Here is a 13,214-nt window from a genome sequence, read left to right as displayed (position 1 = left end):
TCCTCTTGAAAGTTGCTCTTGTCCGCTCATGTAATTCGATACTCCTCGACGGCGGCCATATCCACAGTGATACCGAGGCCAGGGCCTTCTGGAGCCGGAAGACAACCGTCGCTGATTTCGAACGGTGTCTCGATGATGTCGGCTTCCCAGCCGTAATACGTCGAATCCGGGGGCAAAGAAAAGCCTGGGATGCCGGTGAATCCGTGGAGGATCGCCGCAGTCCGAATTCCGAGGTCGAACGCACAGTGGTGCGTAAAGGGAACCCCAGCATCTTCGAGGATAGCGGCCTGCTGTCGAATCCCACTGATGCCGCCGGCTGGGGTCAGGTCGATAACACCGACATCCATCGCACCAGCTTCCACGAGCGACTGCAGATTGTGGGAGATATAGGTGTCCTCGTTCGGTGCGATTGGCTGGCGGAGCCGCTGCCGGAGCCTGGCTAGCGACGTGTGTGAATCGACGCGAATCGGCTGTTCCATGTACTGTAAGTAGATACCCTCGTCTTCGAGCATCGCGCCGACCCGAACCGCCTGGTCGAGTGTCCAGCCCTGATTCGGATCGAGTCGGAACTCTAGTTGCCCGTCGACTTCATCGTGCATCGCTTTGATTCGCTCGACGTCCTGTCGCCAGTCGCGCCCTGCCTTCGTTTTGAGGACCGTGAAGCCAGCTTCGAGCGCCTCTCGCGCCTTGATACGGGACTCTTCCGGCGAGAGGATGCCGAGACAGAAGGCAACAGGGACGTCAGCGGGTGCAGTACTATTGCCATCAACGCTTTGCCGGTGTTGTTGTGTTCCCTGTGTCGGTGCTGTCCACCCGCCGAGAAGTTCGTACACCGGCTTATCGAGGGATCTCCCGACGATGTCCCAGCAGGCTGTTTCGACGGCGGCGAAGAACATATCAACGTTCGTGTACTCGACGAACACTTGTCTTCGGAGTCGCTCGATCTCGAACGGTGACTGACCCTGAATCATCGGTCCGACGCCGTCTTCGATAATCGACTCGGTGGCCGTCGGTGACAGGAAGACGCGCATTTCGCCCCAGCCGCTGATCCCCTCATCCGTGTCGACACGGACGAGGACGCGTTCCATTGAATGTAACTTCCCATGGTTGGTCACATACGGCCCGATTCCGAGGTGTTCATCCAAGTCGGCCAACGGTACATCTACAGTTACCGCTGACACGCCGGTTATCTCCATGCACCCCTGTCGTTCGGGAACTGATATCAAAGTACCGCTTCCCTCGCTCGTACTGCTGGGTGTAACGTCGTGACGATATCGCTACACCGTGGCAGCACTGTTCTTCACGGGATACCAGCCGACAGTATCAGACCACTGTCTCGATGGCCGTTTCAACCCACTCCAGTGACTGCTCCGGAAGCAGTCCGTAGTTATAGAACGAGAGCCGCGGCACTCCCTTCGAGTCGAGAGTCTCGACGATGTCGACCACGGTACTCTCGTCGTCGATAGCCGGATGGCCCGGTAATAGACCAACGTGAAGTGGCACGTCATCAATCACTATCTCAACGGCGTTATACGCCTCTATGACTGCGTCACTTGACGACTCGTAAGCCGGTAGGCAGTAGTAATCGACGTGGTTCGAGAGCGCTTGCAGGTCGGCCCCGACGATCCACTCGCGGCCAGGTTCCGGTGCGCCGACGTAGTAGCCAAGGGGTGTCGTTCCCGCGGCGTCAGCCAGCGTGGCGTACAGTGACGCCAGCGTTCTTTCGCGGACATCGACGTATGCGGCGACAGTACTGTGGTCCGCAAGCCACTTCTCCGGTGAGCGCTCGTGTGACACATCGCCGGCGACGATATCGTCCAGCGTGTTGGTCACTGTTTCGCGTGCCCGTTCAGTATCGACACCCTCGGCCGTCGCATTCTTCTGACAGTGTGGACAGAAACACACCCCGAGCAGGAACTCTCCGAGTACGCCCAACTGCGCGTGGATCTTCTGGTGGTGCCAGCCGAACCCCGTCCCGTAGAAATAATCGAACGTTTCCAGTTCGATACGGGCAAACTCATCGCGGGACGCCAGATCCGAGACCAGCGCAGAGAGGTACGTCTGGACTGCGGGCTGGGACGGACATAGGCCGAAGATCAGGTCGTCACCGTGTGCCGATTCCAGTGTGTACTCGGGGTTGGCCATCCCGAGCCGGGAGTTGTGGCAGCCGACCGTCCAGGAATTGAGTGTCAGCTCCGATAGGCCAGCGGCGATGTCCGCGACCCAGTCCCCGTCCATCCGCTCGTACGGAACCGGTTCGAGATCCCCGTACTCCGGGCCGGGCTCGAAATACGAACTCGCGCGGGCAAACAGCGTCCGCCGCTCCGGATTGTGTGGCGTGAACGCCTGTACAGTGTGATAGTTCGTCGCGAGATTCAGTTCGTCGATGCCGATGTCACGCAATCGTGTCTCCACTTCGGCTGGCCCCTCGTCGACCAGGTCCCACGGGTACGCCCACATCGCGAATTCCATACACGGACAACTATCGCGGCGATAATAAAAGTAGAGGCGGTTACTCCTTGACTGCGCCAGCCGTCATGCCAGCCACGATATACTCCTCCAAGAAGGCGAACAGAATCAAGAGAGGGATAATACCGATAACAGACACGGTGAGCATCATCCGCCAGTCGGTCTGCAGCGCACCGACCATCGAGAAGACACCGCGTGGGATGTTGTACTTCGCACTGTCAGTGAGGAAGGTGAGCACGAACAGCAGTCGATTCCACGCGTAGAGGAAGGTGTAGGTGATACTGGCGACCAGCGCCGGCTTCGTGAGCGGGAGCACGATCTTCGTGAGGATCTGCAGTTGGCTCGCGCCGTCGATACGCGCTGATTCCTCAAGCGCGACGGGTATCGTCTTAAAATACCCGTACAGCATCCAGACATTGAACGGCAGTGTAAACGCCGCTGCCGGGACGATCACAGCCAGATAGGTGTTGAACAGCCCCAGCTGGGTGATAACGTCGAAGAGACCGACGATCAACACGACCGGAGCGAACATCTGGACGACTAGTACGGAGAGAAGGAAGGTTCGCTTCCCCACGAAGTCGTTCCGAGCACAGGAGTAGGCGGCCGGTATCGCTAACAGAAGCGTCAGCACGACCGTCCCTACAGAGATGATGAAGCTATTCCCGACCCAGAGTAACACGTCAGTCTGCGTCCAGACTTGCAGATACGCCTGAATGCTGGGGTCGCTGGGGACCAGTGTCGCTGGCGCAGCGAATATCTCCGATTCCGGCTTGAGCGTACTCGAGAACATCGCGTAGAACGGCAACATCATGAGTCCTAGCAGTCCGATCAACACGCCGTAGAGGCGGACCTTTCGGAGACTGCTCCGCTCGTGGCCTGCCATCGTCATAGCTCGTCACCTCCACGCGTGTAGATGCGCAGGTAGATGATAGCGAAGACGAACAGGAACAGGAACCCGATGACACTGTAGGCGGCACCGCGTCCGAGATTTCCGTTCTGGAGGCCCACCTGATAGATGTGAATGACGAGCGTCGCCGTCGAACTGATCGGTCCACCGCCGGTCATCGTCCAGATAATGTCGAAGCTAACGAACGTCCATATCGTCGACAGTAGCGTGGCAATCAGAACGACGCTTTTCAGCTGTGGGAGCGTAATGTACCGGAACTGGTGCCACTTCTCGGCACCGTCGATGGCGGCTGCCTCGTACAACTCCTGCGGTATTGACTGCAACCCCGCAAGGAAGATGATCGCCATGAACGGTGTCCCGATCCAGATATCAGCCACGACGACGCCGAGCCACGCCAGACTCGGGTCTCCGAGGATACCGATACCCTGCTCGATGACGCCAAGTTTCAGCAAGATCGCGTTGAGGTAGCCGAACTGCGGGTGCTCTATCCAGCGGAACACCACCGCGGAAATCGCGTAAGGAATCCCCCACGGGATGAGAAACGCCGTACGGAAGAACTTCCGACCGCGGATGTCTCCCTTGAGGTGAACGGCGATAAGCAGTCCCAGCAGTGTCTTGCCCGCGACGCCGACGACGACCCAGCGGCCGGTCTGCCAGAGCAGGCGGTAGAAGATGTCGCTGTTGAATATTTCGACGTAGTGCTGTAGTCCAACGAACGTCTCGATGTTTGAGTCGGCGGGTGACTGGTACAGTGACAGCCGGAACGTCTCGATAATCGGGTACCCGACGACGGCTAGCAGGAACACTGCCGCGGGGGCTATGAGGAGGTACGCCCGGCTGTTGCGCTGGACGTACGCAAGCCCTCGTTCGAGACGTGAATCATCGGACGCTTCGGTGTATTCCTCTGCCAGACTCATCCCTGTCTGTCACTCCATGGCATCTTCGAGATCACTCTGGGCATCGTTGAGCGCTTTCTGCGGTGATTTCTGGTCCGCCAGTGCTTCCTGAATGGCTTGGACCATTCGGTCGTTGAACTCGCTGAAGTTACTGAGCTTCGGCCGGGCACGAGCGTATTGTCCCGCCTCGACGAACGGCCCCCAGTTCTCCGAATCCGAGAAGTACGATCGCTCGCCGACGGCTTCGACGACAGGGAGGAACCCCTTCTGCTTCGAGTACTGGAACCGCCGCTCCTCATCGAAGTAGAACCGAATCAGGTCCCGGGCGATGTCCTTGTGTTCGCTCTGACTCAGGATGGCGAGCGTGTCGATAGTGAAGAGGCTGTACCGGCCTTCTGGGCCACGCGGCACCTGCACGATACCGTAGTCGAAGTCGACCTCACCGTTCTCCTTTGCGGCGGTGATGTTGAGTCCCGTGTACACGTGTCCGATAACCATCCCGAGATCACCGTTCTCGAACAGCTGTCGGATGTCCTGCCGAGTCGAGGAGAGCGGTGACGATTGGGTAACGTTGTGTTCGAGGTGGAGATCGGTGTACAACGAGAGGGCGTCGACAGCCCCACTGGAGTTCACTACCGGCATTCCCTCATCGTCGACAAGGTCCGCGCCGTGTGACCAGTGGTAGTGGTAGTACTGTGACCCGGTTTCAATTGCGTCGGCCCCTGCAAGGCCCAGTGCTGGGACGCTCGCATCGCTGTCGCGGATCTGTGTTGCGGCATCCAGCATGTCCTGCCACGAGTCGAGCGACGGGTCTTCTGGGTCGAGCCCCGCCGTCTCGAAGACGTCTTTGTTGTAGTAGAGGCACTTGTTTGAGGCGGCCCACGGCACGCCGTAGTGGGAGCCGTTGTACATCGTCCCCTCGGCCACACCGTCGTAGAACTGCGCACCGAACTCCCCGTCCATCATGTCGTCAAGCGGTTCCAGTGCGTCCTTGCCCACGAGCTGGGGGATCCAGCGCGCCGGCCACCGACTGACATCGGGTGCCTCGCCGCCGTCGACACGGTTGTTCACAGTTTGCCGTGCGTTGTCCCACGTAACGCTGGTGAACTCGACATCGACGTCATGCTCGTCCTCGAAGGCCGCGTTGTTCTCCTCGAAGAACTGCTTGATGTTGTCCCCGACGCCCATCGTGAGGAATTGCACGCTCTGCGTACTGCCGTCGCCGCCGTCACCGCCGCTCCCGCTGTCACCATCACCGCCGTCACCGCCACTCCCACCGTCACCACTACACCCTGCGATGGCGATGGTGCCGCCTGCGCCGAGTGCTTGGAGGAGTCGTCGGCGGTCGATACTGTCCTCGACAGACCTGTCGTTGTTATCGGGCTGCATCATTAATGTCACTTATTTCCATGTACATAATTCTTTGTGTTGTGTCGCTCATTGGTCACGCATTGTGCTCGTGTATCGCAGTCATAAGGGCCGCGAGTTCGTCACCGATAACCGAACGAATTCGTTCACCTGTCTCCGCGCTCGCCTGCTTCGGCGTCCCGATGGCCCCGGACGAGGAATACTCGTCGAACGACCGATAGACCGCGAGGTTACCCCCGTCGAGCAAGTCCTGCCCACCCCATCTGTAGTGTTCGTCCATTGGTTCGCCGTCGCGGACCTCCGGATCGCCAACGAGGTCTGGTCGCAGCGCAAGCATGAGGGATGTTTCGAACTCACCGCCGTGGGCCATCCCGCCTGCCTCGGTCGTTCGGAGTTCCTCGATTTTATCTGATGCCAGATGGAAGTACGTCGTTCCGAGTACTTCCGCATCAGTGTCTACGCCCACAGTACTCACGACGGCGTCGATGAGTGAACTGTTCCCGCCATGTCCGTTGACGAACAGCACCGCATCGAATCCGTTCTGGATACCAGCATGTGCGATATCCTCGAGTGTCGCTTGCAAGTGTGCGAACTCGAGTGACAGGGTCCCACCGAATGACAGGTGGTGTGGCGAGAACCCGTTCCAGACCGGCGGTGTTACGAGGATAGGCACGTCGTCCAGACGCTCGATAGCAGTGTCTACCATTGCTTCGACCAGGAGTGTGTCAGTGACAACCGGGAGGTGGGTCCCGTGCTGTTCGACGCTCCCAACGGGAATAACGAGAACAGAGCCCGGCTGTTTGCCGACATTTCGGATCTGACTCGCCGTCATTCCAGCCCACTCGCTTTCTTTCCGACCGATAGTATCGTACAACATGTTACGCTGATTCTGTCCGCTGTAGCTGGTTCAGTTCCACTCGTTCGCCATCGGGACCGAATAGATGCATATCCTCTGTATGAAATCCGAGCGCGATTTCGTCGCCCCGTTCCGGGCGGTATTCGCTATCCACCCTGGCTATGACTTCTTTCGACCCGCCTGCAGTCTCCAGGTAGAGGAAATTGTCTGAACCCATGGGCTCGACGACGTCCACGACCGTATCGATGTATGATCCGGCGTCTCCGGCGACAAAATCCTCTGGACGGACGCCCAGCGTGTACTCTCCATCCGGAATGTCGGCGTTGAGCGTAAACTCGACATCTGGTGAGTGGAATGTCGTACGCCCACCGCTATTTGTCACACTCACCTCGAAGAAGTTCATCGACGGTGACCCGATGAATCCCGCGACGAATTTGTTGTTGGGCTCATCGTAGCAGCGTTCCGGTGGCGCAACCTGCTGGAGTTCACCTTGATTGAGAATCACGATCCGATCCGCCATCGTCATCGCTTCCGTCTGATCGTGCGTGACGTAAATCGTCGTCACGTCCAGCTCTTCTTGGATCCGCTGGATCTCCGTACGCATCTGGGTCCGCAGCTTCGCGTCGAGATTCGACAACGGTTCGTCCATCAGAAACACCTCCGGATCGCGAACGATAGCCCGCCCTAGCGCGACGCGCTGTTGCTGGCCACCCGAGAGCTGCTTCGGTAAGTCATCCATGAGATCTGAGATCTCCAGCAGTTCGGCAGCCTCTGTCACGCGTTGCTGGATCTGATCATCGTACTCGCCTGACAGCTCTAGCCCGAAGGACATGTTCTCGCGCACGGTCATGTGTGGGTACAGGGCGTAACTCTGGAACACCATCGCAATGTTCCGGTCCTGTGGACGAACGTCGTTGACGACGTCCTCGCCGATGGCGATCTCACCGTCGGTGACGGTTTCGAGCCCGGCGATCATCCGAAGTGTGGTCGACTTGCCACACCCGGACGGTCCGACAACGACGACAAACTCCCCATCCTCAACGGCCAGAGATAGGTCTTCGACTGCAAGGACGTTGTCGTCGTATACCTTGCTGACGTTTGATAGTGTAACTTCGCTCATACCGAGTAGAAGAAGCATCGCAACCATCATTAATAAATGTTGGTAGTACTGGCATAGTCAGGCAGACCAATCACATCGAAACCAGCGGGGCGATTGTCGGGTAACGTCCGGCATGACTGCGTAGCCAGCGGTTCTGAACCGGGGGAAAGGATCAAATCGAGAGGTACAATTCCATACCATGATACAGAATCCGGAGCAGAGACCTACTACTTCGTAGAAAACGGGCTATCAGAGCGTTCCAATTCCTTTCAATGAGATTGAAAGCCACTCGTCGTGCTCGTACGAAACACTCGAATGACACAAACCGACGTTAAAGTACCTCTAACTGCTGAATCAGGTGCTGGGGACCACACCCCACAAGATCATGATGAATGTTGCCACTCAACGCGAGGAGCGAAACTACTGAAAATAACATCCGTACCCTTGTTAGAATAGCTCAGAACAGAGTACAATGCCCGTTTTCAACCTGATTGGAAAAATTTTGTCCCTCGGCGGAATCTATTTCACTCTGCAGAAAAAAGCGCATCCATGCCCTCACAAAACAACAAAACGATCAACGCGGTTGAGACGACGCTGGATATCCTTGCCGCCCTTGGAAAACTTGAACCAGTCGGTCTTTCAGATCTTGCGTCTCACCTTGACGTCCCTACAAGTACTGTCTTCATTCATCTCAATACCCTTGTCCAGCGGGACTTCGTTGTCAAGGAATCCGGGCAGTATCGCCGGTCGTTCCGCTTTTTGGAGCTCGGGGGCAGTGTTCGTCAGCGACTGGATATCGGTCGACTGCTTCGGAATAAAGTCGAAGAACTCAGCAGAGAAACCGGCGAGATTGCTGGTGCCGGTATCGAGGAGAACGGCCAGCGGGTCATCCTCTACAGAAGTTCGGGCGGAAAGGCTGCGGGCGACGAAATCCCAATCGGGAATCACACAGAGATGCACTGGACATCGCTGGGCAAGGTTATTCTGGCACATCTTCCGGTGGAGAAACGAAACGAAATCGTTGCCGACCATGGTCTTCCGAAAGGGACTGATAACACGTTATCATCTCGATCCGATCTCGAGACGGCCCTTGAGCGGATCCGTGACCAGGGTTATGCGATCGACGACGAGGAGCATCTCCGGGGTGTCCGAGGTGTCGCTGTCCCGATATTCAACGACGAACAGGAGGTTATGGTGTCTCTCGGTATCACTGGGCCCAGAGATAGATTCACCTCCAGATATATGGCAAACCTGCTGGAAATGCTCCGATATACGAAAAACGAAATCGAAGTCCGAAGCCAGTACTACGAATACAGTACGATAGACGGTTAGCCCGGAATCCGATTTTGTAACGGTACGGACCACAGATAGAACAACAAAATACCGTCGGTCCCCTGCATATTTTGTCTTCGAACTTCACCCTTTTGTTATTGATTTCTTCATCTTCATACCTGTCTACCGAATTTTGATTGCTTCTCGGCCGAGGTAATATAAATATGGGTTGATAACGAGCTAGCTACCGATATAAGTGGAAAACCAAACTAAAATAGGTATATACCGTCATAGGGCAGACTATATGCATCTATGCCTGAGGATATGTGTATCTATCTTTCGCCCTGTTTGCATGCTGGCGTCGTGCGGATTTTCCACTCACAACAAACCACGCTATGTAACTACTGTATTGTATCGGTCGATTCAGGTCATATGGTTTCAATACGCCCTGTTATTTCATCTGTACATAGTGAGCCTTCATTGTTACCGCTCCTCACAGAGCAGTTCTTCCGGTGTTTTTCGGCCCCGCTCGCCAAGCGCTTGCTACTCGAATTGACTGCGTTTTTCACTTCCAGTTCCGATACCAGTACACACTGCCATGACCAAACGACTTCCCTTCACAGAATGACACCACAGGCTACTGATTCCGATATTTCGGATCCCACTGCTGAGACTGTCCGAACAGCCAACTCGACGTGGTGGCTCGTGGCGGGTGCGAGTCTGATCTCGATGGGACTGGCTGCCTACGAAATAGTCCCTGCAAGCGTCACACCGCTCATTCAGGAGTCACTACAGGTCGGGCCAACAGCCGCCGGCCTCTTGGTCGGAGTCATGTTCGGGACCGCTGTCGTCGTCAGCCTCCCTGCCGGTGCTGCGCTGGACCGGACTAATTCGAGAACTGCGATGGCCCTTGCGGTGGGCATATTACTCATCGCCGGGGTGTGGGGCTGGCGAGCCGGTCGGCGTGGCCAGTACGAGGCAATCATTGCATCACGCGTACTGGGGGGAGCCGCGTATGTCGTCGTCTGGAACGCCGGTATCGATATGGTGAGCCGGGCTGTCGACGGCCCTCACCGGGCAACAGCAGTCGGCATCTTCACCGCGAGCGGACCGGTCGGCTTCGCACTCGGACAGGGGACGGGGCCGCTCATCGCACACCGGTTCGGCTGGCCGGCTGTCTTTCTGGCATTTATTGGCCCCGCACTCGTGGGATTGGTCGTCTTCTGGCCGGCGAGCCGCGGGCACGGTGGGAGTCTCGGCGATGCCCCGTCCCTGCGGGAATTCGGGGCAGTGCTCCGGAGCCCCAGCGTCTGGCTCGTCGGTGTCCTCGGCTTTCTCGGCTACGCGCTATACCTGTTCGTGAACAGCTGGGGTTCGTCGTACCTCACGCAGGGACTGGACTTCTCGCTGGCAGTGAGCGGGCTTGTTGTGGCCGTCTTCCCAGCTGTGGGGGTACTCTCTCGAATCAGCGGCGGGCTTATCTCGGACCGGGTGTTCGACGGTAGACGGCGCCCAGTCGTGCTGTGGTCGTTTGGTCTCGCCGCTCCGCTTCTCCTCGGGTTTACGCGGTTTCGCTCGCTGGCCCTCCTCATTGCTGTCCTCCTGTTGATCGGGTTTGCGGTCCAGTTGACGCTTGGTCTCTCGTTTACGTACGTCCGCGAACTCGTCGACCCGCGTGTCGCTGCAACGGCGGTCGCATTCCAGACTAGTATCGGCCTCGCGGGGGCGTTTGTTGCACCGATTGCCGGTGGAGCCGTAGTGAACAGAGCTGGATTTGAACCGGCGTTTCTACTGGCAGGCGCGGTTGCCATCGCCGGTATAATCGTCGCCTGGCAGGCTCCGGAACCGGAACGCCAGTAGGATAGGGCGCTCAACCCCGTCTCTCACGATACGGTTCTATGACCGCGACCCAAGATATCGGCTCAACTGATTTGATGCTGGCCTATGAGTTGTAAACGAATGCCAGCCGAATCGTTCACACTCGCGGCCGCGCAGGTAGAGCCTGTCTACCACGACAAGGAGGGAACGCTGGACAAGACATGCCGGTATATCGAGCAGGCGGGCCGGGACGGCGCAGATATTGTCGTCTTCCCGGAGACGTACTTCCCAGGATATCCATACTGGCGGGGCAGTGTTTCTATCTCCAGATGGACTGACCTGATGGTGGATCTCCAGAAGAACAGTCTCCATGTTGACGACGAGGCTATCGAAATACTCGGCGAGACAGTCGCAGAAGCCGACCTCACGCTCGTATTGGGGACGAATGAAATCAGTGACCGGCAGGGCAGCGAGACGCTCTACAATTCGCTGTTTTATTTCGACAGTACCGGGGAACTGATGGGTCGCCACCGGAAACTGATGCCGACCCACGAGGAGCGTGCCATCTGGGGTCGCGGCGACCCATCGAGCATAGCCACCTACGAAACAGATGTCGGCCGACTCGGCGGGCTCATCTGCTATGAGAACCACATGACGCTCTCGAAGGCGGCGCTGACTACAATGGGTGAGGAGATACACGCCGCTGTCTGGCCCGGCTTCTGGGAACAGCATGGTCATCCGGGGGACAAGACTAGAGCGGAGACAAGTGACGCTGTGGATACCTGTGATATCTATCCCGCGATGCGTGAGTACGCCTTCGAAACCCAGTCGTTCGTCGCTGCGTGTTCGGCGTACATGAGCGACACTGTTCCAGACGGCTTCTCCGAGGATGAACTCGGGTTCAACGTCGCTGCGGGCGGAAGCATGCTCATCAATCCGGCGGGGATCGTCAAAGCCGGTCCGCTAGTCGGCGAAGAGGGGCTCCTGACTGCAGAGTTCCGGGATGACGAACGGCGGGCGACAAAGGCATACTTCGATGCAATGGGGCACTACACCCGTTGGGACGCAGTGAGCCTGTCCATCAGCGATGAGACGTTGGGGCCATCACAGCCTCGAGAGCCCAGCAAAAACACAGTCGCTGGAAACGGTTCACTCTCGGCAGCACATGCACAAGCGGTCGCCGACGAGTACGACGTTCCTGTCGAGGCCGTCGAAGCGGTCGCTGACAAACTGACAGACTAACCACGAATACTTCGATAGATCCCGAGTAGACTGTACAACACTGGACGCTCGGATTACTTATTGTAACTATCCGGAATCAGCACGACACCGTGGAAGTCGAAGAGGTCGGAAACAACCGCCTCGATACGACTGAAATTCGGTGGCAGCGCAACTGCTGGTAGATAGAAATCGTCGTTTGAGAACTTGTTATCCGCGGTGGAACGGTTTTGTGGTTCACTCATATCAATATAATATACTGGGTACAGCCTTCTAAGCTCATTGCGGGATAATTACGGGTATTTATTACAGATAATTATAAATGGTTGTTAATGCAGATTCCGATAGATACGTGTGCTGCTCGCCGAATTGAATGGTTAAATGATATAAAATTTCTAAGTTGTTTTACGTTTCTTCCTTGTTTAGACTGTATCCGTCGAATCATTCTCATTAGTGAAAATACACTCTCGCTAATACGATAGGAGCTATTTGGGACTGCAGTCAGCTTTTTATTTTTGCCCTCGTGTGTGCACCTGTGCATGTAAACATTGACGTGGAGACCCCGCGTACATACAGCAGTTCACAGATGGTGACGACGCTCCGTTGTCGAACCGGTATTCGTCTTTGACGCTTCGATTGTAATCTCCTTCCCACAAAATGTCAATAACGACGAAAATACACATCGAACACGAACGCCTCGCTCTGGTTCCAACGTTACAAAACCTCGAAGACATAGCGATCCGTGTCATCACGCAGGGGAATACCGATCCGGGCTCCACTGTGTTTCCATTCCTCATCAAGTATCGTGACAGAGACCGACTCGAAGAGATGCTCGATGTCGATCCGACAGTCCAGAGCTACGAACTCGTCGACTGGACCGACCAGACCGGCATATACTACATCGAACACACTCCCGAAACGAAACTCATCAGCTCTGTCGTTACCGATGTCAACGGTTTTCTCGTCCATACAGAGACGAAGGGCAACGGGTGGCTCGTCCGACTCCTGCTCCCTGACCGCGAAGCGCTCAATACGATCTGGGAGTATGCCAACGAGAACGACATCTCGCTCGATATCATCGAAATCTACGGAAACACGGACACCGGCGGTGAGTCGTCGTACGGGTTGACCGATGAACAGCGGACCGCACTGACAACCGCATACGAAAACGGCTATTTCGGAGAACCTAGGGATATCTCCTTGAACGAAGTCGCCGCCGAAATCGGACTGTCCTCGACAGCGATGAGCGGCCGGCTCCGGCGGGGAATGCGGAACCTCATTGCGGCAACAATAATTGACAGGGAAGAGTGA

Annotated in this window: 11 protein-coding genes; 4 read left to right on the top strand and 7 right to left on the bottom strand. The window is 56.7% G+C overall.

What is annotated here, in order from left to right:
• Nucleotides 1-26: 26 nt before the first annotated feature.
• The 7 genes from C444_RS19445 to C444_RS19415 all read right to left on the bottom strand — a co-directional run bounded on the left by C444_RS19445 (nt 27) and on the right by C444_RS19415 (nt 7,616).
• Entirely contained in the window at nt 27-1,196 is a 1,170-nt protein-coding gene (locus C444_RS19445; RefSeq protein WP_049909635.1) for a mandelate racemase/muconate lactonizing enzyme family protein, read from the bottom strand.
• 127 nt (nt 1,197-1,323) lie between these two features.
• On the bottom strand, nt 1,324-2,472 hold the full coding sequence (locus C444_RS19440) for a hypothetical protein (protein WP_004594806.1): 1,149 nt from the start codon (nt 2,470-2,472) through the stop codon (nt 1,324-1,326).
• A gap of 40 nt (nt 2,473-2,512) precedes the next feature.
• Entirely contained in the window at nt 2,513-3,358 is an 846-nt protein-coding gene (locus tag C444_RS19435) for a carbohydrate ABC transporter permease (RefSeq protein ID WP_004594805.1), read from the bottom strand.
• Entirely contained in the window at nt 3,355-4,293 is a 939-nt protein-coding gene (locus tag C444_RS19430; RefSeq protein ID WP_004594804.1) for a carbohydrate ABC transporter permease, read from the bottom strand. Before C444_RS19430 ends, C444_RS19435 begins: the two co-directional genes overlap by 4 nt.
• 9 nt (nt 4,294-4,302) lie before the next feature.
• Nucleotides 4,303-5,661 carry an ABC transporter substrate-binding protein gene (locus tag C444_RS19425; protein WP_049909655.1) on the bottom strand — a complete coding sequence of 453 codons (1,359 nt, stop codon included), beginning with the start codon at nt 5,659-5,661 and terminating at the stop codon, nt 4,303-4,305.
• A 55-nt stretch (nt 5,662-5,716) separates the two neighbouring features.
• Complete coding sequence (locus C444_RS19420; RefSeq protein WP_004594802.1) at nt 5,717-6,517, bottom strand: creatininase family protein; 801 nt, start codon at nt 6,515-6,517, stop codon at nt 5,717-5,719.
• Nucleotide 6,518: 1 nt separating this feature from the next.
• Complete coding sequence (locus tag C444_RS19415) at nt 6,519-7,616, bottom strand: sn-glycerol-3-phosphate ABC transporter ATP-binding protein UgpC (protein WP_049909654.1); 1,098 nt, start codon at nt 7,614-7,616, stop codon at nt 6,519-6,521.
• 528 nt (nt 7,617-8,144) lie between these two features.
• Here C444_RS19415 and C444_RS19410 point away from each other — a divergent pair.
• The 4 genes from C444_RS19410 (at nt 8,145) to C444_RS19395 (ending at nt 13,214) form a co-directional block, all read left to right on the top strand.
• Nucleotides 8,145-8,927, top strand: a complete 783-nt coding sequence (locus C444_RS19410) for an IclR family transcriptional regulator (protein ID WP_004594800.1) — start codon at nt 8,145-8,147, stop codon at nt 8,925-8,927.
• A 564-nt stretch (nt 8,928-9,491) separates the two neighbouring features.
• Complete coding sequence (locus tag C444_RS19405) at nt 9,492-10,727, top strand: MFS transporter (protein ID WP_004594799.1); 1,236 nt, start codon at nt 9,492-9,494, stop codon at nt 10,725-10,727.
• A 99-nt stretch (nt 10,728-10,826) separates the two neighbouring features.
• On the top strand, nt 10,827-11,927 hold the full coding sequence (locus tag C444_RS19400; protein WP_004594797.1) for a carbon-nitrogen hydrolase family protein: 1,101 nt from the start codon (nt 10,827-10,829) through the stop codon (nt 11,925-11,927).
• Nucleotides 11,928-12,560: 633 nt separating this feature from the next.
• Nucleotides 12,561-13,214, top strand: a complete 654-nt coding sequence (locus tag C444_RS19395) for a helix-turn-helix domain-containing protein (protein ID WP_004594794.1) — start codon at nt 12,561-12,563, stop codon at nt 13,212-13,214.

It is taken from the genome of Haloarcula japonica DSM 6131, from assembly GCF_000336635.1.
GTDB lineage: Archaea > Halobacteriota > Halobacteria > Halobacteriales > Haloarculaceae > Haloarcula > Haloarcula japonica.
The sequence above is the reverse complement of the archived record's forward strand: the minus strand, read 5'-3'. Positions and strand labels throughout refer to the sequence as shown.

Excerpts from the sequence above, each read along its gene's own strand:
- C444_RS19430 (WP_004594804.1), bottom strand. The coding sequence starts at position 4,293 with ATGAGTCTGGCAGAGGAATACACCGAAGCGTCCGATGATTCACGTCTC.
- C444_RS19420 (WP_004594802.1), bottom strand. The coding sequence starts at position 6,517 with ATGTTGTACGATACTATCGGTCGGAAAGAAAGCGAGTGGGCTGGAATG.
- C444_RS19405 (WP_004594799.1), top strand. The coding sequence starts at position 9,492 with ATGACACCACAGGCTACTGATTCCGATATTTCGGATCCCACTGCTGAG.
- C444_RS19440 (WP_004594806.1), bottom strand. The coding sequence starts at position 2,472 with ATGGAATTCGCGATGTGGGCGTACCCGTGGGACCTGGTCGACGAGGGG.
- C444_RS19400 (WP_004594797.1), top strand. The coding sequence starts at position 10,827 with ATGCCAGCCGAATCGTTCACACTCGCGGCCGCGCAGGTAGAGCCTGTC.
- C444_RS19445 (WP_049909635.1), bottom strand. The coding sequence starts at position 1,196 with ATGGAGATAACCGGCGTGTCAGCGGTAACTGTAGATGTACCGTTGGCC.
- C444_RS19415 (WP_049909654.1), bottom strand. The coding sequence starts at position 7,616 with ATGAGCGAAGTTACACTATCAAACGTCAGCAAGGTATACGACGACAAC.
- C444_RS19435 (WP_004594805.1), bottom strand. The coding sequence starts at position 3,358 with ATGACGATGGCAGGCCACGAGCGGAGCAGTCTCCGAAAGGTCCGCCTC.
- C444_RS19395 (WP_004594794.1), top strand. The coding sequence starts at position 12,561 with ATGTCAATAACGACGAAAATACACATCGAACACGAACGCCTCGCTCTG.
- C444_RS19425 (WP_049909655.1), bottom strand. The coding sequence starts at position 5,661 with ATGCAGCCCGATAACAACGACAGGTCTGTCGAGGACAGTATCGACCGC.
- C444_RS19410 (WP_004594800.1), top strand. The coding sequence starts at position 8,145 with ATGCCCTCACAAAACAACAAAACGATCAACGCGGTTGAGACGACGCTG.